The organism is Pseudidiomarina salilacus (genome assembly GCF_047323925.1).
Taxonomy (GTDB): domain Bacteria; phylum Pseudomonadota; class Gammaproteobacteria; order Enterobacterales; family Alteromonadaceae; genus Pseudidiomarina; species Pseudidiomarina salilacus.
Map to the genome: position 1 here is coordinate 1,621,047 of NZ_CP178751.1, position 25,674 is coordinate 1,646,720.

Annotated in this window: 25 protein-coding genes, 5 tRNA genes and 1 pseudogene; 3 read left to right on the forward strand and 28 right to left on the reverse strand. The window is 50.7% G+C overall.

The features are described from left to right. Positions 1-32: 32 nt before the first annotated feature. From rplJ to ACJ8W9_RS07800, 22 genes and pseudogenes are all read right to left on the reverse strand, one after another. Complete coding sequence (gene rplJ / locus ACJ8W9_RS07695; protein ID WP_034734303.1) at positions 33-551, reverse strand: 50S ribosomal protein L10; 519 nt, start codon at positions 549-551, stop codon at positions 33-35. Positions 552-807: 256 nt separating this feature from the next. Beyond that, positions 808-1,506, reverse strand: a complete 699-nt coding sequence (rplA, locus tag ACJ8W9_RS07700) for a 50S ribosomal protein L1 (RefSeq protein WP_411360538.1) — start codon at positions 1,504-1,506, stop codon at positions 808-810. A gap of 1 nt (position 1,507) precedes the next feature. Then, on the reverse strand, positions 1,508-1,939 hold the full coding sequence (gene rplK, locus ACJ8W9_RS07705) for a 50S ribosomal protein L11 (RefSeq protein WP_034734306.1): 432 nt from the start codon (positions 1,937-1,939) through the stop codon (positions 1,508-1,510). A 272-nt stretch (positions 1,940-2,211) separates the two neighbouring features. Next, entirely contained in the window at positions 2,212-2,754 is a 543-nt protein-coding gene (nusG, locus tag ACJ8W9_RS07710) for a transcription termination/antitermination protein NusG (RefSeq protein WP_034734307.1), read from the reverse strand. 3 nt (positions 2,755-2,757) lie between these two features. Next, a complete protein-coding gene (gene secE, locus ACJ8W9_RS07715) occupies positions 2,758-3,138 on the reverse strand; it encodes a preprotein translocase subunit SecE (protein WP_411360540.1) in 381 nt (126 codons plus the stop codon). Positions 3,139-3,296: 158 nt separating this feature from the next. Beyond that, positions 3,297-3,373: transfer RNA gene (locus ACJ8W9_RS07720), tRNA-Trp, on the reverse strand. Between the two features lie 253 nt (positions 3,374-3,626). Continuing rightward, the gene (gene tuf, locus ACJ8W9_RS07725; protein ID WP_411360787.1) at positions 3,627-4,811 is read right to left on the reverse strand and encodes an elongation factor Tu; all 1,185 of its coding nucleotides are present in this window, start codon (positions 4,809-4,811) and stop codon (positions 3,627-3,629) included. A 90-nt stretch (positions 4,812-4,901) separates the two neighbouring features. After that, a tRNA-Thr gene (locus tag ACJ8W9_RS07730) sits at positions 4,902-4,977 on the reverse strand. A 13-nt stretch (positions 4,978-4,990) separates the two neighbouring features. Continuing rightward, positions 4,991-5,065: transfer RNA gene (locus ACJ8W9_RS07735), tRNA-Gly, on the reverse strand. 66 nt (positions 5,066-5,131) lie between these two features. Continuing rightward, positions 5,132-5,216, reverse strand: a tRNA-Tyr gene (locus ACJ8W9_RS07740). A 17-nt stretch (positions 5,217-5,233) separates the two neighbouring features. Continuing rightward, positions 5,234-5,309, reverse strand: a tRNA-Thr gene (locus ACJ8W9_RS07745). Positions 5,310-5,398: 89 nt separating this feature from the next. After that, the gene (locus tag ACJ8W9_RS07750; RefSeq protein WP_411360025.1) at positions 5,399-6,697 is read right to left on the reverse strand and encodes an adenylosuccinate synthase; all 1,299 of its coding nucleotides are present in this window, start codon (positions 6,695-6,697) and stop codon (positions 5,399-5,401) included. Positions 6,698-6,773: 76 nt separating this feature from the next. Then, on the reverse strand, positions 6,774-7,943 hold the full coding sequence (locus tag ACJ8W9_RS07755; RefSeq protein ID WP_411360024.1) for an aminotransferase class V-fold PLP-dependent enzyme: 1,170 nt from the start codon (positions 7,941-7,943) through the stop codon (positions 6,774-6,776). A gap of 177 nt (positions 7,944-8,120) precedes the next feature. Next, complete coding sequence (hflC, locus tag ACJ8W9_RS07760; protein ID WP_411360022.1) at positions 8,121-9,005, reverse strand: protease modulator HflC; 885 nt, start codon at positions 9,003-9,005, stop codon at positions 8,121-8,123. Positions 9,006-9,008: 3 nt separating this feature from the next. Further along, positions 9,009-10,196 carry an FtsH protease activity modulator HflK gene (gene hflK / locus ACJ8W9_RS07765; RefSeq protein WP_411360020.1) on the reverse strand — a complete coding sequence of 396 codons (1,188 nt, stop codon included), beginning with the start codon at positions 10,194-10,196 and terminating at the stop codon, positions 9,009-9,011. A 53-nt stretch (positions 10,197-10,249) separates the two neighbouring features. After that, a complete protein-coding gene (gene hflX, locus ACJ8W9_RS07770; protein WP_411360018.1) occupies positions 10,250-11,545 on the reverse strand; it encodes a ribosome rescue GTPase HflX in 1,296 nt (431 codons plus the stop codon). Positions 11,546-11,574: 29 nt separating this feature from the next. Continuing rightward, positions 11,575-11,829 (reverse strand): RNA chaperone Hfq, encoded by a 255-nt coding sequence (gene hfq, locus ACJ8W9_RS07775; protein ID WP_034733993.1) that lies wholly within the window; start codon positions 11,827-11,829, stop codon positions 11,575-11,577. A 199-nt stretch (positions 11,830-12,028) separates the two neighbouring features. Continuing rightward, positions 12,029-12,979, reverse strand: coding sequence for a tRNA (adenosine(37)-N6)-dimethylallyltransferase MiaA (gene miaA / locus ACJ8W9_RS07780; RefSeq protein WP_411360015.1), 951 nt, complete (start codon positions 12,977-12,979; stop codon positions 12,029-12,031). Between the two features lie 134 nt (positions 12,980-13,113). Next, positions 13,114-14,637, reverse strand: a pseudogene (gene mutL / locus ACJ8W9_RS07785) (DNA mismatch repair endonuclease MutL); the annotation flags it as partial. 8 nt (positions 14,638-14,645) lie between these two features. Next, positions 14,646-15,869 carry an N-acetylmuramoyl-L-alanine amidase gene (locus ACJ8W9_RS07790; protein ID WP_411360014.1) on the reverse strand — a complete coding sequence of 408 codons (1,224 nt, stop codon included), beginning with the start codon at positions 15,867-15,869 and terminating at the stop codon, positions 14,646-14,648. A gap of 91 nt (positions 15,870-15,960) precedes the next feature. Then, positions 15,961-16,431 (reverse strand): tRNA (adenosine(37)-N6)-threonylcarbamoyltransferase complex ATPase subunit type 1 TsaE, encoded by a 471-nt coding sequence (gene tsaE, locus ACJ8W9_RS07795; RefSeq protein WP_411360788.1) that lies wholly within the window; start codon positions 16,429-16,431, stop codon positions 15,961-15,963. Further along, positions 16,428-17,939, reverse strand: coding sequence for an NAD(P)H-hydrate dehydratase (locus ACJ8W9_RS07800; RefSeq protein ID WP_411360789.1), 1,512 nt, complete (start codon positions 17,937-17,939; stop codon positions 16,428-16,430). Before ACJ8W9_RS07800 ends, tsaE begins: the two co-directional genes overlap by 4 nt. 72 nt (positions 17,940-18,011) lie before the next feature. Between ACJ8W9_RS07800 and queG the strand changes: the two genes are divergently transcribed. Further along, positions 18,012-19,127 carry a tRNA epoxyqueuosine(34) reductase QueG gene (queG, locus tag ACJ8W9_RS07805; RefSeq protein ID WP_411360790.1) on the forward strand — a complete coding sequence of 372 codons (1,116 nt, stop codon included), beginning with the start codon at positions 18,012-18,014 and terminating at the stop codon, positions 19,125-19,127. Here queG and ACJ8W9_RS07810 read toward each other — a convergent pair. From ACJ8W9_RS07810 to ACJ8W9_RS07830, 5 genes are all read right to left on the reverse strand, one after another. Then, the gene (locus ACJ8W9_RS07810) at positions 19,110-19,676 is read right to left on the reverse strand and encodes a DUF1415 domain-containing protein (RefSeq protein ID WP_411360791.1); all 567 of its coding nucleotides are present in this window, start codon (positions 19,674-19,676) and stop codon (positions 19,110-19,112) included. The two genes, queG and ACJ8W9_RS07810, sit on opposite strands and share 18 nt — an antisense overlap. Next, positions 19,677-20,591 carry a M14 family metallocarboxypeptidase gene (locus tag ACJ8W9_RS07815; protein ID WP_411360792.1) on the reverse strand — a complete coding sequence of 305 codons (915 nt, stop codon included), beginning with the start codon at positions 20,589-20,591 and terminating at the stop codon, positions 19,677-19,679. It abuts the gene before it with no gap. Positions 20,592-20,706: 115 nt separating this feature from the next. Further along, complete coding sequence (locus ACJ8W9_RS07820; protein WP_411360793.1) at positions 20,707-21,975, reverse strand: MgtC/SapB family protein; 1,269 nt, start codon at positions 21,973-21,975, stop codon at positions 20,707-20,709. Positions 21,976-21,982: 7 nt separating this feature from the next. Continuing rightward, positions 21,983-22,399: an MAPEG family protein gene (locus ACJ8W9_RS07825; RefSeq protein WP_411360000.1), complete on the reverse strand. Its 417-nt coding sequence runs from the start codon at positions 22,397-22,399 to the stop codon at positions 21,983-21,985. A gap of 32 nt (positions 22,400-22,431) precedes the next feature. Then, positions 22,432-22,668: a YheV family putative zinc ribbon protein gene (locus tag ACJ8W9_RS07830; protein ID WP_411360794.1), complete on the reverse strand. Its 237-nt coding sequence runs from the start codon at positions 22,666-22,668 to the stop codon at positions 22,432-22,434. 81 nt (positions 22,669-22,749) lie between these two features. On the opposite strand from ACJ8W9_RS07830, the gene ACJ8W9_RS07835 reads away from it, so the two are divergent. Both ACJ8W9_RS07835 and ACJ8W9_RS07840 read left to right on the forward strand, forming a co-directional pair. After that, complete coding sequence (locus ACJ8W9_RS07835; RefSeq protein ID WP_411360040.1) at positions 22,750-24,657, forward strand: ATP-binding cassette domain-containing protein; 1,908 nt, start codon at positions 22,750-22,752, stop codon at positions 24,655-24,657. Then, positions 24,651-24,872 (forward strand): YheU family protein, encoded by a 222-nt coding sequence (locus ACJ8W9_RS07840; protein WP_411359996.1) that lies wholly within the window; start codon positions 24,651-24,653, stop codon positions 24,870-24,872. The genes ACJ8W9_RS07835 and ACJ8W9_RS07840 overlap by 7 nt, the downstream gene beginning before the upstream one ends. On the opposite strand, the gene cysQ is transcribed toward ACJ8W9_RS07840, so the two are convergent. After that, on the reverse strand, positions 24,841-25,656 hold the full coding sequence (gene cysQ, locus ACJ8W9_RS07845; protein WP_411360038.1) for a 3'(2'),5'-bisphosphate nucleotidase CysQ: 816 nt from the start codon (positions 25,654-25,656) through the stop codon (positions 24,841-24,843). The two genes, ACJ8W9_RS07840 and cysQ, sit on opposite strands and share 32 nt — an antisense overlap. Positions 25,657-25,674 lie beyond the last annotated feature (18 nt).

A 25,674-nucleotide genomic window follows, 5' to 3' on the forward strand; every position in this document is an offset into this window, starting at 1 on the left:
AAATTACAAAAAATTGGTTAAAAAAACCGCTTCTATTTAGCGTCTTTAATTGCCGCCAACACACGCACAAACTTAGTAGGTACTTCGTTAACTGTACGAACGAACTTACTAACAGGTGCCTTGAAGGTGGCCAGCAATTTCGCCAATGCTTCGTCACGGGTCGGAAGTGATGCAACTGCATCAAGCTTGTCTGCACCCATTACACCGTTACCGATGTGTAAGGCAGTTACTTTAAGGTGCTTGTTCTCTTTAGCGAAGTCTTTGAACAAACGAGCTGAAGCGCCCGGTGCGTCCAAAGAAAAGCCGTAAACAAGTGGACCTTTCAGCACAGCGTCCATGTCTTCGAACTGCGTACCTTCGAAAGCACGTTTTGCCAGCGTATTCCGAATTACCTTCAGATAAACACCTTGCTCACGAGCTTTACGACGCAGCGCGGTCATGTGCGCTACTTCCATACCACGATACTCAGCAACAGCGACGGATAGAGCGTTTGAAGCAACTTCGTTAACTTCTTTAACGATTGCTTTTTTTGCTGCTAAACCTAGTGCCACTGATATCACCTCTTTTTTTAGTCTTCGGCAGAACCTCGGACTATCGTTACACATAGGTAGACCAAGAAAGCATCTACCACGTTGTCACGGTGAATCTCTTACCCAGAGAGTCTGAGCCGGATTACACCATCTGCGCAGGAAATTAAGTGTCGCTAATCATTTCTTCTCAGAAATCACCGCGAGACACCTGCGGTCTTGGACGGGAGCCACATTCACTAAGCTATTACACGAAGTGGCGACTCCAACCCACAAAACCTTATTTAGCGTTTACCAATGAACCTTGGTCGATGGCTACGCCAGCGCCCATAGTGGTTGATAAACTCACTTTCTTGATGAACTGACCTTTTGCTGAGGAAGGCTTCGCTTTCTTCAGTGCAGCCAATAACGCTTCCAAGTTTTCTTGCAACTTGTCGTTATCGAAATCAACTTTACCGATAGTCGCGTGGATGATACCCGCTTTATCGTTACGATAACGGATCTGACCAGCTTTTGCGTTTTGTACCGCAGTTGCTACGTCAGGCGTTACGGTGCCAGTTTTTGGGTTTGGCATTAGGCCGCGTGGACCTAAGATTTGACCCAACTGACCGACCACGCGCATTGCATCAGGAGAAGCGATAACAACGTCAAAGTTCATTTCGCCTTTCTTAACTTGCTCTGCGAGGTCTTCCATACCGACCAGGTCAGCACCAGCTTCTTTAGCTTTGTCTGCGTTTGCGCCGCTAGTAAATACTGCTACGCGAACGTCACGACCGGTACCGTTTGGCAACACAGTTGCGCCACGAACGTTTTGGTCTGATTTACGAGCGTCGATGCCAAGGTTCACTGAAACATCAACACTTTCTTTGAATTTTGCAGTTGCCAATTCTTTCAACAGAGTGATTGCTTCGTTGATTTCATAATCACGAGCTTCAACTTTCTCTTTGATCAGGCGAGCGCGTTTGCTTAATTTAGCCATCTTACAGACCCTCCACATTCAGGCCCATCGCACGAGCAGAACCGGCGATAGTACGTACAGCTGCATCAAGGTCAGCCGCTGTTAAGTCTGGCTCTTTAACCTTGGCAATTTCTTCCAACTGAGCACGAGTAACTGTACCCACTTTCTCAGTATTTGGACGACCTGAACCACTCTTGATACCTGCAGCTTTCTTCAACAAGAACGCAGCTGGAGGAGTCTTAGTGATAAACGTGAAAGAACGGTCTTCGAAAACTGTAATTTCAACTGGAACTGGCGCGCCTTTTTCAAGCTGGTCAGTTGCCGCGTTAAACGCTTTACAGAATTCCATGATGTTCACACCGTGTTGACCCAATGCTGGACCTACTGGTGGTGACGGGTTAGCTGCACCAGCTGCTACTTGCAACTTGATGATAGCATTGACTTTCTTAGCCATGTTTTCTACCTCTTGGTTTGGGTCTAACGCCTTGTAAGCCTTCAATTTTCGCAGCTGCGTGGCAGCTTTGAAAACCAAGGGGTGACTTACTCAAACGGCTCCCCTACGGAAAAAAGGACGCGAAGTATAGCTGTATTCGCATCCAATTGCAATACAATGCGAGCGCTTTTCGTACGCTTCGCTGTTCGTCTTTCGTCCGTTCGCTGCGCTCACTATTCGAACAGTGCGAAGCACGCACGAACAGCGAAGCGTACGAATATCGAATTCCGAGATTAGGCTTTTTCTACTTGGGCGAATTCGAGTTCGACCGGAGTTGCGCGACCGAAAATCGATACCGATACCGTTAAACGGCTCTTCTCGTAATCAACGCTCTCAACAGTACCATTAAAGTCAGCAAACGGACCGTCGTTGACACGTACCACTTCACCTGGTTCGAACAAGGTCTTCGGCTTCGGCTTATCAACCGATTCTTGCAGACGGTTTAAAATGGTATCGGCTTCGCGCTGTGTGATCGGTGTTGGGCGATCCTGTTTGCCGCCGATAAAACCTAGTACACGCGGAATACTTTTCACTAAGTGCCAAGACTCATCGTCCATCGCCATTTCGACGAGCACGTAGCCAGGAAAGAACTTACGCTCGCTTTTACGGCGTTGACCTGCACGCATCTCGACAACTTCTTCAGTTGGTACTAATACTTCACCAAACTTGTCTTCCATGCCGTGCATTTTAATGTGCTCACGCAGTGACTGCGCAACGCGTGATTCGAAACCTGAGAAGGCTTGGACAACGTACCAACGCTTTTTAATTTCGCTCATTGCTTAAAACTCCAGTCCGGTGAAGAAACCAACAACACGTACCAGAATGGCATCCATACCCCACAGAATCAATGACACGATGGCGGTTGCAATAACCACGATGATGGTCGTCTGAGTCGCTTCTTGGCGGCTTGGCCACACGACGCGGCGCACTTCGGTACGGCTTTCTTTGGCAAAGCTACGGAAGCGACGGCCTTTGCCAGTCATACCTGCGATGATACCCGCAAAAGCCACAAGCAATACCACGCCGATAGCGCGATAAAGGATAGAAACGGTTTCGCCGTAGTAATAATTGCCAAGCACAGCGGCAGCTAATAGCGCGATAGCAACGATCCACTTAATGCTATCGAAAGAACTGCTTTGCGTTTCAGAAGTAGCGCTCATTATTCAATCCTGTATTTGAAAAAACCCGTTATTCGTGATTCGCCCGTTCGGCTTCGCCTCACTCTTCGTGCGCTCACTACGTTCGCTTTTCGAACCGCGAACAACGAAGTGGACGAACAGCGCAGCGGACGAAACTCGAACAACGCTTTTGAATTTGTTGGCAGGGGTGGAGGGATTCGAACCCCCAACCGTCGGTTTTGGAGACCGCTGTTCTACCAATTGGAACTACACCCCTGCAATTTACCGTATTCTCACGGAAAATGGACGCTGTATTATACCGATCAAGCCTGTGAAAACAAGAGCGTGTTTCGTTATTCGTACGCTGCGCTGTTCGTCCGCTGCGCTGTTCGGAGAGCCACGAAGAGCGAACGCAGTGAGCGCACGAATCCCGAAGCACGAAGCACGCTTTTTCATACGTCCATGAAAAAAGGGAGCCGAGGCTCCCTTTCAAATTCGACCCGTAGTAGAACTACGGGCTACGTAGCGTCTTATTCTACGATTTTAGAGACAACGCCAGCACCTACAGTACGGCCACCTTCACGGATTGCGAAGCGTAAACCTTCGTCCATCGCGATTGGGTGAATCAAGTCAACAACAAACTTCAAGTTGTCGCCTGGCATAACCATCTCTACGCCTTCTGGCAACTGGACTGCACCAGTTACGTCAGTCGTACGGAAGTAGAACTGTGGACGATAGCCTTTAAAGAATGGCGTGTGACGGCCACCTTCTTCTTTGGTCAATACGTATACTTCAGCTTCGAACTTAGTATGCGGAGTGATTGAACCTGGCTTCGCCAATACTTGACCACGTTGGATCTCGTCACGCTTAGTACCACGCAACAAGGCGCCGATGTTCTCGCCTGCACGACCTTCGTCAAGCAACTTACGGAACATCTCTACACCCGTTACGATAGTCTTCGTAGTGTCTTTGATACCTACGATTTCTACTTCGTCACCAGTGCGCACGATACCGCGCTCTACACGACCTGTTACGACAGTACCACGACCTGAGATCGAGAATACGTCTTCGATTGGCATGATGAACGGCTTGTCGATATCACGCTCTGGCTCTGGGATGTATGAATCCAAAGCTTCTGCCAACTCAAGGATCTTCGCTTCCCACTGCTCTTCGCCTTCCAACGCTTTCAACGCTGAACCTTGAATCACTGGCAAGTCGTCACCTGGGAAGTCGTACTCAGAAAGAAGTTCACGTACTTCCATCTCGACCAATTCCAACAACTCTTCGTCGTCTACCATGTCACATTTGTTCATGAAGACAACGATGAATGGTACGCCTACCTGACGTGACAACAAGATGTGCTCACGCGTTTGTGGCATTGGGCCGTCAGTTGCAGCTACTACCAAGATAGCGCCGTCCATCTGCGCAGCACCGGTGATCATGTTTTTCACATAGTCAGCGTGTCCTGGGCAGTCAACGTGGGCGTAGTGACGTGCTGGAGTGTCATACTCAACGTGTGAAGTTGAGATGGTGATACCACGTGCTTTTTCTTCTGGTGCGTTATCGATCATTGCGAAATCTTTCGCAGAACCACCGTAGGTTTTTGCCAAAACGGTAGTGATCGCAGCAGTCAGAGTAGTTTTACCGTGGTCAACGTGGCCGATTGTACCTACGTTAACGTGCGGTTTCGAACGTTCAAATTTTTCTTTTGACATGACAGCCTCTCTTTGGACAACATACGGTGGTTCAACACCAAATTATCAATGACTTAACCGAAAGTTTTAACTGCAAGAGGGGCCGTGAAATGGTGCTGATAGGCGGATTTGAACCGCCGACCTCACCCTTACCAAGGGTGCGCTCTACCAACTGAGCTATATCAGCACTTACAGATTATTGGAGCGGGTAGTGGGAATCGAACCCACATCATCAGCTTGGAAGGCTGAGGTAATAGCCATTATACGATACCCGCATGCCTTGAATCGGGCCACCTCAAACCATTCTGGACTCACCGCATTCGCATGATAATGCTAAAAAGTGGTGGAGGGGGCAGGATTCGAACCTGCGAAGGCTGAGCCGTCAGATTTACAGTCTGATCCCTTTGACCGCTCGGGAACCCCTCCAAAACCAGATTTTAAAATGGTGCCGGCACCAAGAGTCGAACTCGGGACCTACTGATTACAAGTCAGTTGCTCTACCAACTGAGCTATGCCGGCACCCCGGTTAGGTGGAGCGCATTCTATTGTATCGATTTTGATGATGCAATAGTTAATGCCAATTTTTTTAAGTTTCGTGAACTGATTGGTTATTTTGCGAACGGATGGCGCAAAATAATGGTCTCAGCGCGATCTGGACCGGTCGAAATAATGTCCACCGGAACCCCTGTTAAAGCTTCAATACGTTTGATGTAAGCCAGCGCTGCAATCGGCAAATCTTTGTGTTCAGTTAGGCCGACAGTACTCTCGCTCCACCCAGGCATACTTTCGTAGACTGGCTCTACCGTATCATAATCTTCGGCTGCCATCGGTGGATATTCAGTCACTGTACCGTCTGCTAATTTGTAACCGACACAGATTTTCAACTCTTCAAGACCATCTAAGACGTCTAGTTTAGTCAAGCAAAAGCCACTGACTGAGTTAATTTGGACTGCGCGACGTGCGGCGACTGCATCGAACCAACCCGTGCGGCGTTTACGTCCGGTGGTGGCACCAAATTCGTGACCTTTTACGCCCAAATGCTCACCTACGTCACAAGATAGTTCCGTTGGGAATGGACCACTACCCACACGCGTTGTGTAAGCTTTGACGATACCAAGTACATAGTCGATGTAGCGTGGGCCGAAACCAGCACCTGTGGCGACGCCACCCGCAGTGGTGTTAGACGAGGTCACATAGGGATAAGTGCCGTGGTCGATATCGAGTAACGTGCCTTGAGCGCCTTCGAACATAATGTTCTGGCCTTCTTTACGGGCTTCATCAAGCAGTGATGGGATATCTGCAATCATCCCGCGCAGTTGCTGCGCTACTTCACGGCAATACTCAAGGACTTCATCCGCGTCAACGGCGTCAACTTTGTAGTATTGCGTTAGGGTGAAGTTATGATATTCGACCACTTCGCGTAACTTCTCTTCGAAGCGCTCAAAGTGGAACAAATCACCGACGCGTAAACCGCGACGCGCAACTTTATCTTCGTAAGCAGGACCGATACCACGCCCCGTGGTACCAATTGCTTTGTTGCCACGTGCTTTTTCGCGCGCTTGGTCGAGAGCAATGTGGTAAGGCAAAATAAGTGGACAAGCTTCGCTAATCAGCAAGCGTTCGCGCACCGGCACGTGACGTGCTTCAAGCATCGCAATTTCTTCCATCAAGGCTTCCGGCGACAAGACTACGCCGTTACCGATAACGCAGGTTACGTTGTCACGTAAAATGCCCGAAGGAATCAAGTGGAGAACGGTTTTTTCACCGTCGATGACCAGGGTGTGACCAGCATTGTGGCCGCCTTGATAACGAACCACTAACGAAGCTTTATTGGTAAGTAAATCAACAATCTTACCCTTGCCTTCGTCACCCCACTGCGTGCCGAGAATTACGACGTTTTTACCCATTATTTTTGCTACCAGCGTTACTGTTGAAAAAACAGGCGGCGATTTTAACAGGAATTAGCTTGCTTCGGTAGCCCGATCAGATGGCTTGTAAAGCTTTTTTCAATTGCTGATAGTCAGCGATGTCGTGATAGAGCGCAAAGCCAAAGCGCAAACGATTGCCGCGATAATCAGTCTCGACCCCCTGCTCGCGTAAGGCAGCTGCAACACTTGCGGTTTGCTCCGCCGACGGCAACACAAAGGTGAAAAAATGCCCATGGTCGCGGTTTTCGTCGCGCAGGAGTGCTTGTCGATGTAGCAACGGATGTTGCGCCTCATCCAAGCTCTCAAGAAACGCTTTTTGTAGGCTCTTGACCCGCTTATGAAAGTGGTCGACGGTAAGACCGATACGCCGCCACCACAGCAACACCGCCTCCAATCGATAAAGTGCGGTGTAATCCATGGTTGCTCCCGCGAAGCGATAACCATCGTCGGCGTAACCCACGGCCGCCTGGCGCGGCTTCGCAAGGTTGGCAAAGTCCGCAAACCATCCGGTATATTCGGGTCGTAATGTGCAGTTTTTCGGCACTGCCATAAAACAGCAGCCCTCACCCGCTTGCAGATATTTATAACTGCCGGCGATATAGAAAATACGGTCGGCAACGTTTTGCAAGCTGGTTGGGATGGCACCACAACCGTGGTAACCATCGACCACGACTTGAGTGCGCTGTGGGACTGCCGCAAGCCAATCACTTAGCGCTGGCGCTTGCACACCCGAGTTAAAGAACACCTGACTGGTAAAGATGAGATCGAATTCATGTGCCTGCAGCGCATCTTGCCAGCGTATTGAAAAAGTGTCGAAGGGTTCACAAGCAACGCGTGTCACCTGCACGTTGCTGCGCTCTTCAAGTCGCTGCACTTGACGGCTGAAACTGTGAAATTCGCCATCGGTAGTCAGAATCCGCAACGGCTCGTCTGGGGCAAAACAGCTGATAATCCGATACAGCAGTTCATGGGTATTGGCGGCAAACACAAATTGCTCTGGATGCGGGTGGTCCAGCAACTCCGCTAACAGTCGTTGCACGTTTGGAATGCGTTCGCCGAAGATAACATCCCACTTGTGGTCAGCTCCAGCGGCGCTGTCGCTCCAATACGCAAGCTGGGCATCGCGGGTGACATCGGGCCAGTAGTAATGGCTATGCGGCGAGCAATGGAGGATGCCCGGATGCTGGGCCAGAAACTGACGGTAATGCTGCTTGTAAGATTCCATACCTTAATCCACGGATTTTGTCATTCGTACGTTCGGCTTCGCCTCTCTGTTCGTGCACTCGCTTCGCTCGTTGTTCAAACCCCAATAGTGCGAAGCACGGACGAACAGCGGAGCGGACGAATCCCGAACCACGCAGTTGCTTTATTAGAAAAAAGCCGGCGGGTGCCGGCTTTTACTTTAGTTTGTTGTTTGACTCTTCAAGTATTTGAAGAAGTCACTGTCGGGTTCGAGTACTAGCACATCATTGCCATTCTCGAAGCTACGTTGATACGCCTGCATACTACGTAAGAACGCGAAGAACTCCGGGTCGGCTTGGTAAGCATCGGCGTAAATGCCAGCGGCCTCTGCATTACCTTGACCACGAATTTCACGTGACTGACGTTCAGCATCAGCGAGCATAACGGTGATACGTGCATCTACGTCAGCGCGAATGAACTCAGCTTGCTCACGACCTTCTGAACGGTGCTCACGAGCAACCGCTTCACGCTCTGCACGCATCCGTTGGAAAATCGACTGGCTGACTTCGGTCGGCAGGTTGATTTGCTTCACGCGCACGTCAAGAACTTCGATACCGAGCTCCTGTGCACTATCAGCACCTCTAATCAGTGCTTGACGCATCAGGTCATCACGTTCGCCAGAAACGATCTCTTTGATGGTTCGGCTACCAAACTCCGCACGTAAGCCACTATTGACCCGACGCGTTAACAGGCCTTCAGCTTGCGCTTGGTTACCACCATTGGTCGATAGATAGTAGTTGGCGAAGTCAGAAATACGCCATTTCACATAAGTATCAACGATAAGGTCTTTTTTCTCGCTGGTAACGAAGCGGTCCGCATCACCATCAAGGGTTTTGATCCGCGCGTCAAGACGCTTAACTTGCTCAATAAATGGCAATTTGAAATGTAGCCCTGGCTCGTAGACAGTTGGCATCCCAGTATCAGCGTTACGCTGAACCTTACCAAATTGAATCACGATTGCTCGCTCGCCTTCTTGCACTACGAACAGTGAAGAAAGACCAAGAAGCGCAGCGATAATCACTAAGACAACGATTAAATTTTTCATGATTTACCCCCGGCCTCCGTTACGGTCGCTCGTGCGACCACTCGAATTGGACGAATTATTCCGTGATGATGAATCGGTCGCCGTACCGGCTGAACGACTCGCATCTTGCTCCGCAGGAGTTTGCTGCGTAGTGCTGCTACGACGTTGATTCTCAAGAATCTTGTCGAGTGGCAAGTACATCATGTTATTACTGCCTTCAACGTCAACCATCACTTTCGCTGTATTAGCGTAGATTTCTTCGAGTGTTTCTAGGTACAAACGCTCGCGCGTCACGCCCGGTGCCGCTTGGTATTGTGGTAGCAACTCGTTAAAGCGAGCCACTTCACCTTGCGCTTTCAAGATTTGCTCTTCGCGATACGCTTGCGCTTCTTGCAAAATACGTCGTACTTGACCACGAGCCGTTGGCTCACGTTCACGCGCATAGGCTTCAGCTTCACGAATGAAACGTTGCTCATCTTCCTGTGCTGCGATCGCGTCATCGAATGCGTCTTTCACCGCTTCTGGTGGACGTGCTGGCAATAAGTTGACATCGACCACTTGAATACCAAGCTGGTAAGGCGCAATGATGTTCTCTAACAACTCAAGCGTGTCAGCACGGACGTTTTCACGACCCACCGTCAGTACTTCATCCATGGTGGTGTGACCCACGACATAACGCAGCGCACTGTCGGTTGCTTGCGCTAAACTGCTATCAGCGTTTTCAACAGCGTATAGATAATCACGCGGATTGATGATGCGATACTGCACATCAAGCTCGACGCGAACGACGTTCTCGTCTTGCGTTAACATAAAACCTTCAGACTGGAACTGCTGTACGTTGCTCACGTCAACTGTTTCGACAGTATCGATAAAAATCGGACGCCAGTGCAGGCCTGACTCGACCAAGGTACTGAAGTTACCGAAGCGCAAAACCACGCCACGCTCGGCTTCTTTAACCGTGTAAAAACCGGCAATGAACCAAACTACAACCAGCAATACGGCGATGATACCGATACCTTTCATCGAAAAGCCGCCGCCGCTACTGCCGCCACTGTTGTTATTGCCCTTTTTGCCAGAGCCGCCGAAACCTAATTTGCGCATAAGATTGCGCACAGCTTCATCGAGATCAGGGGGACCCTGATCGCGGCCACCTTGATTTTTCCATGGATCACGGTCGTTATTGTTGCCGTTTCCCGGTTGATTCCAGGCCATTGACTACTCCAAGTTTGGATAAATTAATAATGCTTAGTGTGACAAATTGCTGTCTATTCTACAAAGCCTTGCAAGCTATCGCCATACTCATCGGCGACTTGTTTACATAAGCGTCGCCAATCGACACTCGACATCCTAACATGTAAGGATAACGCACCATCGTCGTTGACTGCTTCGTCGGTTACACTGTTAAGTGCATACAGCTTACCACGCAGTTTGCCCATTGAGGGTGGAATTCGTAATGAAAGATCAACCATATCTGGGCGCAAGCGTTCTACCAACGCCTGTCTTAATAACTCAAGACCAGCACCTGATTGGGCCGATAACCAAACCCGAACCGGACGTTGTTGGTCGTCATAATCTATACGTGCAACACCATCATCTAGTTTATCGATTTTGTTACAAATTAATAATTGCGGTACTTCATCGGCGCCAATTTCTTCCAACACTGCTTCGACTTGCTCGACGTTTTCTTTCTGGCGGTCATCACTGATGTCAATCACATGTAACAACAAGTCTGCGTCTTGAGTTTCTTGCAAGGTGGCTTTGAACGCTGCAACCAATTCGTGCGGTAGATGCCGAATAAAACCAACGGTATCCGCGAGAATAACTGCACCCACGTCTGGCAGCTCTAGCTTCCGCAGGGTTGGGTCGAGTGTCGCAAACAGCTGATCGGCCGCATACACTTCTGACTCGGTGACACGATTAAACAATGTCGACTTACCGGCGTTGGTATAGCCAACCAGCGAAACGGTGGGAACTTCTGCGCGCTGTCTTGCACGGCGCCCTTGTTGACGCTGCTTCTGAACTTTGTCGAGGCGGCCAAGAATGTTTTTAATTCGCCCACGGATTAAACGTCGGTCTGTTTCTAGCTGAGTTTCACCCGGACCACGCAAACCGATACCACCTTTTTGCCGCTCCAAGTGGGTCCAGCCTCGCACCAAGCGGGTCGAGATATGCCGTAACTGCGCCAGCTCAACTTGCAGCTTACCTTCGTGGGTACGGGCGCGCTGTGCAAAAATATCGAGGATCAAACCCGTGCGGTCAAGCACCCGGCATTGACACAATTTTTCGAGGTTGCGTTCTTGTGTCGGCGACAAGCTGTGATTAAAGATGACAATGTTCGCACCATGCAGCTTGACGGCGTCAGCTATTTCTTCTGCTTTGCCACTTCCGACGAAAAACCGCGAGCTCGGCGTAGAACGCGCAGCAGTCACTACCGCAAGCGTTTCGACACCTGCAGAAGTGACCAAAAGTTTCAGTTCAGAGAGGTCTTCCCGATCAACCTCGGCGGGGAAGTCAACGTGCACCAGGATAGCCTGTTCACCACTTTCAAACCTATCAAACAAGCTATCACTGCTCCTTAAACAAGTTAATGCTAGTCAATCGCCTCTTCACTACCTGCCTCTTGTTGTGGCAAATAATTTTGCGGAATACGTGCTGGAACAACCGTCGAAATCGCATGTTTATAGACCATTTGGCTAACGGTGTTCTTAAGCAAAATCACGAATTGGTCAAACGACTCAATCTGACCCTGCAGCTTGATACCGTTTACCAAATAAATTGAAACTGGTACGCGCTCCCGACGCAATGCATTCAAAAACGGGTCTTGTAAAGTTTGCCCTTTTGCCATTTTTTGCATCCTTTTTCTTGTTATTGTTGTGAGTCCGGCAGCCTACCACAGACCACAGATGCCAGTCCGCTCAACTATAGTCTAACTGGCACAATTTACCAACAGATTCACGCTGGCCATTGCCCGGACTCAAACCGAACGCAATGCGCTCTCATTTTGCTTCGTTACTTTCTTAACTATAAGGCCTAATGGACGGCTTTCAAGGTTTGAATCGTGTAAAGTTTTCCGGCACTTGCCGACAATACCTTAAGGCATGCTCAGTTAACTGTGGATCCAAGCTGTCAAACCACTGCACACCAGGCCACTTGCGAAGCCACGTAAGCTGGCGTTTGGCCAGTTGCCGAGTGGCAAAAATGCCCCTATCGATAAACGTAGCACGATCAAACTCACCATCGAGGTATTGCCATGCTTGACGATAGCCCACACAACGCAGCGCCGGTAAATCAAGGTGCAAATCATCTCGTTGGCGTAAGGCTTCGACCTCTGTAAGCAAGCCTTGTTCCACCATTTGCCTAAATCTTAATGCAATACGGTCATGCAGGACTTTACGATCTTGCGGTGCAACAGCTAATTGCACGACTGGGTAAGGCAGTGCACCGTGGCGCTCTTGGATCAACTCTGTCAAGGTTTGGCCGCTAACATAATACACTTCGAGCGCACGCAGCAGGCGTTGTGGATCATTGGGGTGTATCCGCTGCGCACTTGCTGGATCAATGCGCGCCAGTTCAGCATGTAGCGTGTCATTGCCTTTTTGCTGCAATCGCGTTTGCAACTCCTGACGTAGCTGCGGATCAGCTTCAGGCAATTTTGACATGCCTTCTAACAACGCCTTGAAGTACAGCATGGTACCGCCAACCAGTAATGGAATGCGTCCAGCGGCGATGATATCGTCAATGTGGCGCCGCGCGTCAGTGGCAAATTGCGCAGCTGAATAGCTTTCGGCTGGATCGCAGATATCGATCAATCGATGCGGTGCCTGGGCTAACTCTTCCGCCGTCGGCTTTGCGGTGCCAATATCCATGCCGCGATAAATCAATGCCGAATCAACCGAGATAATGTCCACTGGCAACTCTTGTCGCAACGCGATCGCAAGACCCGTTTTGCCAGCAGCGGTCGGACCGTATAAACAAATCACATGAGGTTCGTTCATCGAATTGGCTCCGGTAACTCAGGTAACTGCAACCGCGTAACGAACTTATTCGCGCCTTGCAACTGTTCTAGCCAAATACCCGCCCAATGTTCTGCCTGCACTTTGCTGTAGTGTGTACTCACTTGTTGCTGGGCAAGCCATTGCCAAAACTCTGGCGGCAACTCAGCCGCGTCAGTCAAGAAGTTCACGAGCGTCGCCATGCTGGTTTGGATATCAGAATGACGCAGTGCACTCGGCACCTGCTCAATTACCACTTGCCGGCCGACTTTGCGATACACAACGCCAAGTTGCGCCAGCCGTGCCAGAGGCAGCTCAACCATGGTCTGACTGAGCTCTTTGTCGGTCAATTTCACCGGTATTAATAAGGGTTGACCGCTGAGGCCAGTCTCATGCTGACGTTGCAACTGCCGCACTAAGTAAGCTTGCTCTACTTCTTGTAAGTGCAACAACACTAATTGCCCAGCATGCTCTAGTAGCGCAAAGCGCTGTTGCAGCACTGCTAAAATACTCGCACTTTGCGGCGTTGCCGAGCGCTCTACCACAGGCGCCGATGGCGCAGCTGCGACACCAGGTAAGGGGTTATTGTAACGTGGTTGCAAGGCGGCGACTTGCTGCTGCAGCTGTGCCGATGCTGCTTGATACTGATGTGGTGCGACGTTAGACGTCGCACCACGGGCAACACCACGCAGACTTTGCAGAACAAAGTCATGCACTTGTCGCGCATGATGAAAGCGCACTTCATGTTTGGCCGGATGCACGTTAACGTCGACCTCTGCCGGCGGTAACTCGAGATAGAGCACGTAAGTCGGCGACCGGTCATCACCAAGTTCGTCCCCATAAGCTTGGCGTATGGCGTGATTGAGGAGTCGATCACGCATCATGCGTCCGTTCACATAGAGAAACTGCACGTCACCTTGATGACGACAGGCTTCCGGCGGCGCCATCCAGCCCCACAAACGCAATCCAAAGTGTTCACTATCCACTCTTTCAGCAGTGTCCGAGAAACTGCTGCCAACCACTTTTGCAATCCGTTCGAGCGCACGCTCTTGCGCTACCGCGGGGTACTGACGCACCACTTTCTGGTTATGCTGAATTACCATTTTGACGTCGAATCGACTTAAGGCGATACGCTTAAGCATTTCATCAATATGGCTAAATTCAGTTTTATCAGTGCGCAAAAATTTACGGCGCGCTGGGGTATTGAAGAATAAGTCTTCAACATCGACAGTGGTGCCATTGGGATGACTTGCTGGCGTTAGCTGCGCTTGCATATCTCGCCCTTCGACCCAAGCTTGCCACGCCTGCGTTTGCTGCGCTGGCTTGGAGGTGAGCGTCAAACGTGAAACTGAACTAATACTGGCGAGCGCTTCGCCGCGAAAGCCTAGACTTTGAATCGCTTCCAAATCCGCAAGTGAGGTGATTTTACTCGTCGCATGGCGCGCTAATGCGAGTGCTAATTCATCTTTATCGATGCCGGAGCCATTATCGCGAATACGAATCCGTCGCCGACCGCCCTTCTCGATATCGATAAAAAGTTGATTCGCGCCGGAGTCGAGACTGTTCTCGATCAGTTCTTTTACCACCGATGAGGGACGCTCAATAACTTCACCGGCAGCAATTTGGTTGGCCAGGCTTATCGGCAATAACTGAATTGGCATGGCAAATCCTAATTCGGCGCTGGAATGTCGAGCACTTGACCCACGCGAATGACTGAAGTGCGTAAGTTGTTACGTTCTTTTATCGCGGCGACTGAGGTATTGTAACGCTGCGCCAAGATCGACAGTGATTCGCCGGATTTCACCACGTGTCGGCTTGCACGTGCACTGGCAAACATAGTGCCATCTGGCGGGCGTCGTAAGAAGTAACTACGTACACCTTGATACACCGCCCGCGCAAGTTTTTGTTGATGCTGATTACTACGCAACAGCTTCTCTTCTGCTGGGTTAGTGATAAATCCGGTTTCAACCAGCATTGACGGCATCGCACTCGAAGTTAACACCGCCAGGCTAGCTGATTGCGGCTGCGCTTTATGCATCCGCGTTATACGTTTTAACTCACTGATCACTTCCGTTGCTGCTTCGTGCGCGCCGACCATGTTGATGTCCATACTCATTGACACCAACGTTTGGTTGAGCATTGCATCGCCACTTTCACTGGCAGGAATACCCCCTAAAACATCAGATAAGCGCTCTTTGTTCTCTAGCAAGCGACCCATCTCACTGTTAGCGCGGCCGTTCGACAACACCCAAATTGAGGCACCGCGCGGTTGCGGTGTGTGAAAGCCATCCGCATGGATAGAGACAAACAAATCGGCATTAATGCGCTCAGCTTTGCGTGGCCGTTCGTTCAAGCCAACATAATAATCATCACTGCGAATCAAATAGGCTTGCATGGCTGGATCATCGTTGATCATCTTGGCCAACGCTCGTGCAATGGGCAGTACCACATCTTTTTCATAGGTCCCGCTAGGACCAATCGAACCCGGATCTTCGCCGCCATGACCGGCATCGATAGCAACCGTTACTTTGCGTTCTTGTAAATCATCCGCACTTAACACTGAGCTGTCGCGCTCCATCGCAGCACCGGGCACATTCACAACTAAGCGGTGACCATAGGTCCCCTGCGGTGGTAACACTTGAAAATTGGCATCTACTTTTTTGTCGAGTTCCAGCACGATGCGCACGCTGTCTGGCGACTTCGGTGTACTAGTGCGAACTTTCGTCACCATCAGCGACTTTGACTGCAGCTGATCGAGGTCAAAATCGAGCCCCGTACGCTGAAAATCAATAACTAAGCGGTAGGGATGAGACTGATTCAAAGTGAAGTAGCTGTAGGTCGGTGGCTCGGTCATATCGAACACTACCAGAGTGTTGTCTGGCGATGGTGACATGCGCACTTTTTCAATAGTGTTTGCCTCTGCTGTTGGTACAACAAAGCCCACTATTAACAGTGTTATGAAAACTAGCCACAAGCGTTGCATGTTAGAGCTTATCGAGTAACTCTCGACCTCTTGTTGTTAGCGCACTTAATGTCATCGCTCGCCCTTGGTCAGCGTAATCGATAACGATTTTTATATCTGGCTCTGGTAGCACGCCCGTACCGCGTTGCGGCCACTCCGCCAGAATTATGGTTTGACTGTCAAAGTAATCGCGAATGCCCATAAATTCAAGCTCTTCAGGATCTGCCAGCCGATATAAATCAAAGTGATGTATCTGCCATAATGGCAAATCATAGCTTTCGACCAAAGTGTAAGTGGGGCTTTTTACCTTTCCTTGATGTCCGAAGGCCTGAATAAAACCTCGGCTAAAAGTGGTTTTTCCCGCGCCTAATTCACCTACCAAGTAAATAGTTAATGGTTTTGTCGATGGCGTTTTTTGCACTACTGCTGCTAATCGCGCGGCTACATCTAGCAATGCAGCTTCGTCGATTAAACTTAAACTCTGTTCGGTCATGGATTTACTAATTTCCGCAACGGTTCCAACAAATCACTCGGTAGTGTACCACGTTCGCCGCCTTTTGCAGCGTGTTCAGCAGCCACCGCATGCAACCAAACAGCACAAGGCAAGATAGCTTCGGCTGGTAATTTTTGTGCCACTAAACTGCCGACAATCCCGCTCAACACATCGCCCGAACCACCGACTGCCAATGCCGGTGTTCCCCGTCGACACACACGAATACGAGCACTTTGCGCTTGCGCAATGAGCGAACCTGAACCTTTGAGGACAACGTGCGCCTGCGATTTCGTAGTGAGCTTTTGCACTGCTTGCCAACGGTCCTGCTCCACCTCTGCGGTCGTTATGCCGAGTAACCGACCCGCTTCTCCAGGATGCGGTGTTAGCCAGAGATGTTCATGCGCTGGCCACCATTCATCATGGCGACTCAACAAGTTTAATCCGTCGGCATCAACGACCATTGGCATACCACTTAGTAACACTGCTTGGGCGAGTCGTTGCCCCCATTTATCATCGCCAAGACCTGGTCCTAACACGACACAGTCGGCACGCTTTAGGTAGTCTTGTATGGCTTGCTGGTCTTCAGCTGCGGTACTCTGTACCATCAATTCGGGTTGCGCCATCGCCACGATTTGTTGCGACTGCGGATGGGTGAGCACTGAGACCTTGCCGCAGCCAGCGCGCAACGCCGCACGCCCCGCCAAAACCACTGCTCCTGACATGCCAACGTTGCCTCCGACAATCACAACATGGCCATGTTGGCCTTTGTGACTACTGCGGCTGCGTGGCGGCAGCAAGCGCATGACCTCATCCTGCTCGATCAGCGTGGCGACTGGCTTTTCGAGTTGACGGAATGCAGGTGCAATGCCTAACTCGGCAAGTTCTAAGTGCCCAGTAAAATGTGCGGCTTGCCCGGTCAGTAGACCGGGTTTGAGCGCCACCATAGTGACCGTGTAATCGGCTTCTACGGCAACCGGCATCGGCACTCCAGTATCGCTTTGCAGTCCTGTGGGACAGTCAATACTGAGCACCCACAGCTTGTGAAAGTCCTTCGCATCGTTCAAGGTTTCGACCACACGCTGATACAGTTCATCGAGCTCACGACTTAAGCCAGTGCCTAATAACGCGTCGACAATTACGTCTTGTTCGGCAAGATGGGTTCGGTCAAGCTTGTCGAGTGGTTCTATACTGCCCTGTTGCTGCCGCCAAGCTGCTGCAGCTTGCTTCGCCAAATCGGTTTTTGGCTCGGTTGCGACGACTTGCACGCGATAGCCAGCAGCACTTGCCAAGCGCGCTAGTACCCAACCGTCGCCACCATTATTTCCTGGGCCACATAAAATCATCACCCGAGCTGGTGCAGGTTGCTGACGCTCTAAAGCAGCGAGACAGCTTTGCGCCGCCCGCTGCATGAGTTGTGCCGGACTCACAGATAGACTCGCAGCAGCTTCTAATTCCCGTTCGCGCACTTGCGAGGTCTGAAAGACCAGATGCTGCATGTTGATCTGCATCGGTGCATCTCCTTCTGATTTTTGTTATTTTGTGCTCTGCATTCCGATTCACTTAAGCATAAACCGTCACGCATGGATTTCCAGCAACTTGCAGTAGATATTAAACGTTGGGGTAACGAACTTGGCTTTCAGAAGGTCGGTATCACTGATCTCGACCTCAGCGCCGAACGCGCCGCGTTGCAGCGTTGGCTTGACGCAGGTATGCATGGCGAAATGGAATACATGGCGCGACATGCGGAGCTGCGCTCGCGGCCAGAGCAACTGCACGAAGGCAGTGTCAGAGCGATATCGGTACGAATGAATTACTTGCCTGCCGAGGCGGGTTTTGCACGCACTCTCAAGAATCCACGCCTTGGCTACATCAGCCGTTATGCGCTCGGTCGCGATTATCACAAGCTGATGCGCAAACGCCTCAAACAACTGGGTGAACGCATCAAAGCTGCCTGTGCCGAGCTTGATTATCGGCCATTTGTTGATTCGGCACCGATCATGGAGCGGCCATTGGCAGTAAAAGCCGGTCTCGGTTGGACCGGTAAGCACACATTAGTGCTTGATGAACAAGGTGGCTCTTGGTTTTTCCTTGGTGAATTGTTAGTCAACTTGCCATTACCTGTCGATCAACCGGTGGCGGAAAAGTGTGGCAGTTGTACAGCCTGTATCACCATTTGTCCGACGCAAGCTATCGTTGAACCCTATCGCTTGGATGCGCGGCGTTGTATTTCCTATTTAACCATTGAACTGAAATCCGCCATTCCGGAAGAATTTCGGCCGTTGATGGGCAATCGCATTTATGGCTGTGACGATTGCCAACTCATTTGTCCCTGGAATCGCTACGCGCAACTGACTGACGAAGCCGACTTTGCGCCACGCAAAGACCTGCACGCGCCAGAGTTACTGGAACTCTGGCAATGGGACGAAGCCACCTTTTTGCAAAAAACTGAGGGCTCCCCGATTCGACGTATTGGATTTGCCTGTTGGCAGCGTAATCTTGCGGTTGCGCTTGGCAACGCAGCTTACCATCCGGCGATCGTAAGCGCGCTAGAAGCGCAACGAGGTAAAGTTAATGCCATGGTGGATGAGCATATAGATTGGGCATTACAACGCCAACATGACCGTGCAGCAGGTGTGACTAAACAAGTGCTACGCCTCACCCGCGCAGTTGAAAAAGGCTTACCGCGCGACGCTTGATGCGGCGTGCAGACGTGCCAGTAGGGTATCGAAATACGCTTTGCCTTGCTGCTCAGCCACTTTGATATTGCGCTCTGGTATCTGTTCAGGATGCGGATAACGTGCCAGCGCCTTGGCTAAACTCGCTTCACGCAAAATATGTAGGACTGGATAAGGCGCACGATTGGTGTAATTACTTACATCGTCTTCAGCAGTATCTGCAAATTGATAGTGCGGATGAAAGCTTGCGATCTGTAACGTACCTTCAAACTGAAACTCGCGTAACGTGAGTGCCACATAGTCGAGTAAATCCAAATAATCGGCAAACTCTGTAAATCCCTTACTCAGCACGAGCAAAGTCGTTTCCGTGGCGTCATCCTGCAGCAACTCTTGCATTGCTTGCACTAAATCGGTGAGCGCTTGCTCGATGTTGTGCGCGTTACTCTCAAGGTAGCGAATCGATTGCTTTTCAACTTCACGGTGGGCAAATGGGCAGAAATTGAGACCCACGACAACTTCTGCCACCCACTGCTGCACCGCCCGACAAGCAGGCGTCAGTTGCTCGTTCACTTAGCGCTGCGTCCCAGCAAAATCGAGTGCGCCGCGCACCGCTGCAACTTGCGCGTCGACACATTCGACTGGGTTGGTGTTCGGGCTATCGGGATAAACTTCGGTGGTGGTCACGAAACGCGCCTGCGTCATGCCCATACAAAGTCCTAGCGGTCGTGCATCGTATTCAATGACACCCTCTTGCACCATCGGCGCACCAATCAGGCAGCCGTGATCATCCGCAGGTGCAATATGGGTTACCGGTTTTACCTGCTCGATAATCGCACGCTGGAATTCTGGCTCGCTACGCTGGCTGTCGGCAACCAAGTAAAAACCATCTGGAATATTCCAGTTGTCGTTGGTGGTGCCATCCCGCGCTGCCAAAGCAGGTCGGAATTCCGAATTGTCGGTGTCCGTGGTCTCGTGCAGGTCGATGTGCACATCAGGTTGAATATTCTGCGCTGCTAGATACTTCATCAGCAAAGCACATTCTTGAGCTGGACTGTTGGCGACAAAGGAGCGATTTGGATCGATCGCATCAGGGTTCCACCGATTAATGGTTTCGTAACCCCAAGGACTGATGCAGGGTGCGACGATAAGATTGAAGCGCGCCAAGTGATTCACCGCTTCGGTCTCTAAAAAATACAAGGCACCATGGACCCCACTGGTCTCATAGCCATGCACTCCGCCAGTCACCAATGCCGTTGGCAAATCATCTCGCCAAGGCTGACTGCGGACAATAAATAATGGATAGGTGTGCTCGGCGTAAGCAAGCTCGCCATAGGTTTCGACCTGAAAGAGTTCACGCAGATGGTCGATGCGACGTACCACGTCGTTGCCGTAGTCGCGCTGTTTACTTTGCGCGCTCAGCCACGCTTTTTTCTCCGCTGAGCTCCATGGCTTCCTAGGTGTCCCGATAGGATACTGCTGCGTCATAAATGAGCACTCCTCTCTTTACGAAAAACGATGCGATAAACGATTCAAGTGGTGTCGTTAAAGCGGCTATAGTGTAGGCGAATTCATGCCGTTTCACCAGTAAGCTGAGGGGACTTTACACTGCGATTTGCAGCACCCACAAACTCAACCAACCGAGACTAATAGCGAGACCACACACCAATGCGCACGGCAACCACATGTTACGATGGCCTAGTGCGACAACCAAGCCTACTTTCACAAGCGTATTCACCGATGCAGCTAGCAAAATGCCAAAACTAGCCACTTGAGCATCGAGGCTATTGTTCGCCAGCTTCGCCAGTGACAAAGTGATCGCATCGACGTCGGTAAGACCGGATATTGCTGCGACTGCATACACACCTGCATCGTCAAAATAGAGATGGGCATAATGTGCAATCACGAGGATTGCTACCAGTAACCCAGCAAATTTGAGTGCAGTGAAGATATCAAACGGGTTTTTCACCACGACCTCATTTTGCAGTTCGGTCGATTGTCGGCGCCGGAGTAGCCAAATCACGCCAGTAAAGTTAGCTAGGGTCATCACCCCCATCGGCAAAATCAACCAAGTGAGTAACTCACGATTCACCACCGCCACTTCAACCAGTACCCGAGGAAACATTGTGGCACTGGCAATCAAGATAGCGACCACGAATAGGTGATGACCGGCGCGACTTTCCTTGCCAAACTTGGCCATGTTGAGGGTAACCGCAGTCGAAGAAGCAATACCGCCGAGCATCCCCGTCAGCAAAATACCACGGTGTGGACCGAGTAATTTGCTGGCAAAATACCCCACAAATGAAATGCCGGTAATGAGTACCACCATCCAGCCAATCAAATACGGATTGAGCACAGCACCTGGGCCATACCCCTCGTTTGGCAACAACGGCAGCATCACTACGCTGATCACCAGCATTTGTAAAATCGCTAGTAATTCACGTTGCTGGAGGCGCTCTACCCACTGATGTAGCGCAGGTTTTAAACTCAGCAACAACGCCACGACAATGGCAATAGGGACGGCCAACATCACTTGACCCGCAACACAGAGTGCGCCTAAGCAAAAGGTGAGTAGCAAGGTGGTCGGTGTGGTAATGCCTAAATCGGCATTACTGCGTGATTCCAACACATGCGCAACGATGATCAGCAACGCAAAGCTGATAAAACCACCGAGCCACAGTGGCCACGCTGGCTCGGCTAGCTGTTGACTGACCAACAACAGCACTGCGCCGAGCAGGCTGCTAATCGCAAAAGTCCGCAGACCTGCAAAACGCTGGCCATCGGAACGCCCTCGCTGACTCCAACCACGCTCTAAGCCAAGAATCAGACCGATCCCAAGCGCGTAAGCGAGATCGAAAAGCACGCTCTGCATGACAGTTTTACATCAGCGCGAGCGCGATTTGCACCAAAACTGCAATATTGGCTATCGCTCCCAACACAAAGAACCAACTACGTGGGCTTGGATTCTTTTCAGTCGCAATGGCGTAATACAGCACCATGTGCACAATACGCGCGATGGCAAATAATATGACCCAATAACCCAACCATTCGCTTTCAATGCCGATAAACAAAGCAACGAAGACGCTCGCCAAGAACATCGGCACATTTTCTAAAGTATTCATAAAGGTGCGGTGGGTACGAAACACCAAGGATTCGTGACTGATGTTTTCAGGGACTTTGCCGGGGACTGCATTGGGTTGCTTTGCCTTAACTGCCGCGGCAACCGCCCACTGCACTAACCAGGTTACGAGAATAAGCCATAAACCAAGATAAACGAGCGAAAGCTGACTTGCCATGAAATGTTCCTTGTAGTTATTTAAACCGGCAGCTACTCCGGCTTAAAGATACCGATAATATTTTTGTCTTGTTTTACTGTATCTGAAGCTGTTGCCGCAGCCTTAGGTTGTTTGTCTTGCTCGCTAAAAGAATGTTGGCATGCAACACAGTGGACAGTCTCGTCGAGCGTCCCATCACTGCGCTCAGTTATTTGTAACTGTAGGGTGTCAGTTGCATGACATGCTGGGCATTCCGCGCCAGCGATAAAGCGTTTGCGTGTTCGATCCATATTCACCTCAAGTTGCTTCGGGTATAATTGTCGCAGATTCTTTAGTTAACACAAGCTGCATCTATGCAGCGTGGGATGTTCATGATTTCGATACGCGATATGGCGCTGATGCGCGGTGGCAAGGTACTGCTGCAGAACACCAACCTGACGATTTTTCCAGGCCATCATGTCGGCGTGGTCGGTCGTAATGGCACCGGCAAATCGTCACTGTTTGCTTTGCTGCGTGGTGAATTACAGGTCGAGCAAGGCGATTGTGAAGTGCCCCAGCAGTGGCGTAGCGCCAGCGTCAAGCAAGAAACTCCTGCGCTCGATCGCAGCGCGCTCGATTATGTGCTTGATGGTGATACTGAGTTACGCCAGCTAGAGGATCAACTGGTTCAGGCAGAACAGCAAGATGACGGTCATGCCATCGGTCGTTTACACGACCAGCTCGCCGCTATCGGCGCCTATGAGGCGCCTGCCCGAGCCGCCTCTTTACTTGCCGGTTTGGGTTTCACCGATGCGCAGTTTCAGCAACCGGTAAAAGCATTTTCTGGTGGTTGGCGCATGCGCCTAAACCTTGCCCAAGCGTTGATAGCCCGCGCTGACTTGTTGCTCCTCGATGAGCCCACCAACCACCTCGATGTGGACGCTATCTTTTGGTTAGAAGACTGGCTACAACGTTTTCCGGGTACCCTACTGCTGATTTCGCATGACCGCGACTTCCTCGATGCCATTTGTCAGCAAATCATTCATATTGAACACCAAACTGCGACCTCTTATAACGGCAATTACAGTAGTTTCGAGCGCCAGCAAGCGGAGCAAATTGCACAGCAACAAGCGCAGTTTGAAAAAGAGCAAGCGCAGCGCAAGCACTTACAAAGCTACATCGATCGCTTTCGCTACAAAGCCAGCAAAGCTCGCCAAGCGCAGAGCCGCATCAAGGCATTAGAACGATTACAAAGCAGTGCACCTATTGTGGCTAATAGTCAGTTCCAATTTCAGTTTAGGCCACCAGAGCAACTGCCGAATCCGCTATTGAAACTCGAACAAGTGCAAGCGGGCTATGGCGACAAGGTCATTTTGGAGTCCATTCAGTTTAACTTAGTCCCTGGTAGCCGAATTGGTCTACTAGGACGCAATGGCGCTGGTAAATCGACCCTAGTCAAGCTGTTGGCTGGTGAAATTAAACCGCAAAAAGGCATTTTGGAGCTGAATCCAGGTATCAAACTTGGCTACTTCGCGCAGCATCAACTGGAAACGCTTGATGTCGCAGCGAGTGCGCTACAACATCTGCAACGCCTCGATCGCAAAGCTAGCGAACAGCAATTGCGAGATTTTCTGGGCGGTTTTGGTTTTTCAGGCGATCAAGCCACGCGCCTCGTGGGGCCCATGTCCGGCGGCGAGAAAGCGCGGTTGGTGTTAGCATTGATTGTTTACCAAAAACCTAATCTGTTGTTGCTCGATGAACCGACGAACCATCTCGACAGCGTGATGCGCGAGTCATTGGTTTTTGCCTTACAGGATTTCGAAGGCGCAATGGTCATCGTATCGCACGATCGGCATTTATTACGTACCACCGTCGACGACTTTTTCTTGGTCGCGAACGGTCGAGTTGAGCTATTCGATGACGACCTCGATGGTTATCATCGCTGGCTGCAAAACCAAAGTCAGAATAGCTCGACCGCAACCAGCGATGCCGCAAGCTCAGGCAAGACTGACCGCAAAACCGAAAAGCGCGAAGCCGCCGAACGCCGTGCACGATTAAAGCCATTCAAAGATGCCGTGGCAAAGTATGAAAAGCAGGTGCATGAACACGAGCAAAAACTGACTGAACTCAATCAGCAGTTGGCCGATAATTCGCTCTACGAAGAGCAACATAAGGCGCGCCTGCAACAGCTACTGGAACAACAGGCACAAACTCAGCAACACCTTAATCAAGCGGAAGAAGCTTGGATGGCAGCCGAGGAAGCCTTGCAAACAGCCGAAGAGAGTGACGCATTATGCTAATTCCATGGCAACAACTCACAGCAGAAACACTAGACAGCGTGATTGAGTCCTATGTGCTACGCGAGGGTACTGACTACGGCTGGGAAGAAAAAAGCCTCGCCGAAAAAGTCGAAGATGTGCGAGCGCAACTGCAACGCGGGGAAGCCGTTTTGGTATGGTCAGAATTGCACGAAACCCTGAATATCATGCCTCAGGGTGCGTTTGATGACGAATAAACACCTGCTGCCACGGCACTGCTGGGTCCCCCAAAATCAGAAAATTTGGATTGCCTAAGTTCGCCTCTTGATTGTAGGTGAGCGGCTTAAAATGCTCACTAACAATACTGCCGCCTGCTTCACCGACAATCACATCAGCTGCTGCGGTATCCCATTCACCGGTAGGCCCGACACGCAGAAAACAATCAGCAGCTCCTTCTGCAATCAAACAGGCTTTCAATGAGCAGCTGCCCGCAGGTAACGTACTTAATTCCCGATCTGGGTTCATCCGCGCCAGCACGCGTTCGCGTGGTTGCCGACGGCTGATAGCCAAGATGATTGGGTCATCGAGCGGTTTGCTCACTTTACGCACCTGTAGCTGTTGCTCACCATTAACGTCGCGACGAAACGCACCAGCACCGCGTTGCGCTAAGTACAGTTTGTCTCCCGCAGGCCAGTAAATCACTCCCAGCGTTGGTTGTTGTCCCACGACTAGAGCAATCACTACGGTGAAGTCCCCCGAGCGTGCAATAAACTCTTGGGTACCGTCAATCGGGTCTATTAGCCAGTAGCGCGGCCATTGTTGGCGTTCTTCAATCGACAGGTGTGCGCCCTCTTCTGACAGCACCGGAATGTCTGGCGTCAATGCATTCAGCTTGGCCGTAATCAAGCGATGGGCCGCCAAGTCGGCACTGGTTACAGGTGACGCATCAGACTTTTCATAAGTCGCGTAAGCCTGCTCTTCGTACTGCTCCATAATCAAGTCGCCAGCCTGCTGAGCAATTTTTGCCGCCCCTTCGAGCATCCATGCTAACTCGTTCGC

Coding starts and splice junctions, on each gene's coding strand:
- rplA (WP_411360538.1), bottom strand. CDS start 1,506: ATGGCTAAATTAAGCAAACGCGCTCGCCTGATCAAAGAGAAAGTTGAA.
- rplK (WP_034734306.1), bottom strand. CDS start 1,939: ATGGCTAAGAAAGTCAATGCTATCATCAAGTTGCAAGTAGCAGCTGGT.
- nusG (WP_034734307.1), bottom strand. CDS start 2,754: ATGAGCGAAATTAAAAAGCGTTGGTACGTTGTCCAAGCCTTCTCAGGT.
- secE (WP_411360540.1), bottom strand. CDS start 3,138: ATGAGCGCTACTTCTGAAACGCAAAGCAGTTCTTTCGATAGCATTAAG.
- tuf (WP_411360787.1), bottom strand. CDS start 4,811: ATGTCAAAAGAAAAATTTGAACGTTCGAAACCGCACGTTAACGTAGGT.
- ACJ8W9_RS07750 (WP_411360025.1), bottom strand. CDS start 6,697: ATGGGTAAAAACGTCGTAATTCTCGGCACGCAGTGGGGTGACGAAGGC.
- ACJ8W9_RS07755 (WP_411360024.1), bottom strand. CDS start 7,943: ATGGAATCTTACAAGCAGCATTACCGTCAGTTTCTGGCCCAGCATCCG.
- hflC (WP_411360022.1), bottom strand. CDS start 9,005: ATGAAAAATTTAATCGTTGTCTTAGTGATTATCGCTGCGCTTCTTGGT.
- hflK (WP_411360020.1), bottom strand. CDS start 10,196: ATGGCCTGGAATCAACCGGGAAACGGCAACAATAACGACCGTGATCCA.
- hfq (WP_034733993.1), bottom strand. CDS start 11,829: ATGGCAAAAGGGCAAACTTTACAAGACCCGTTTTTGAATGCATTGCGT.
- miaA (WP_411360015.1), bottom strand. CDS start 12,979: ATGAACGAACCTCATGTGATTTGTTTATACGGTCCGACCGCTGCTGGC.
- ACJ8W9_RS07790 (WP_411360014.1), bottom strand. CDS start 15,869: ATGTCACCATCGCCAGACAACACTCTGGTAGTGTTCGATATGACCGAG.
- tsaE (WP_411360788.1), bottom strand. CDS start 16,431: ATGACCGAACAGAGTTTAAGTTTAATCGACGAAGCTGCATTGCTAGAT.
- ACJ8W9_RS07800 (WP_411360789.1), bottom strand. CDS start 17,939: ATGCAGATCAACATGCAGCATCTGGTCTTTCAGACCTCGCAAGTGCGC.
- queG (WP_411360790.1), top strand. CDS start 18,012: ATGGATTTCCAGCAACTTGCAGTAGATATTAAACGTTGGGGTAACGAA.
- ACJ8W9_RS07815 (WP_411360792.1), bottom strand. CDS start 20,591: ATGACGCAGCAGTATCCTATCGGGACACCTAGGAAGCCATGGAGCTCA.
- ACJ8W9_RS07820 (WP_411360793.1), bottom strand. CDS start 21,975: ATGCAGAGCGTGCTTTTCGATCTCGCTTACGCGCTTGGGATCGGTCTG.
- ACJ8W9_RS07825 (WP_411360000.1), bottom strand. CDS start 22,399: ATGGCAAGTCAGCTTTCGCTCGTTTATCTTGGTTTATGGCTTATTCTC.
- ACJ8W9_RS07830 (WP_411360794.1), bottom strand. CDS start 22,668: ATGGATCGAACACGCAAACGCTTTATCGCTGGCGCGGAATGCCCAGCA.
- ACJ8W9_RS07835 (WP_411360040.1), top strand. CDS start 22,750: ATGATTTCGATACGCGATATGGCGCTGATGCGCGGTGGCAAGGTACTG.
- ACJ8W9_RS07840 (WP_411359996.1), top strand. CDS start 24,651: ATGCTAATTCCATGGCAACAACTCACAGCAGAAACACTAGACAGCGTG.
- cysQ (WP_411360038.1), bottom strand. CDS start 25,656: ATGCTCGAAGGGGCGGCAAAAATTGCTCAGCAGGCTGGCGACTTGATT.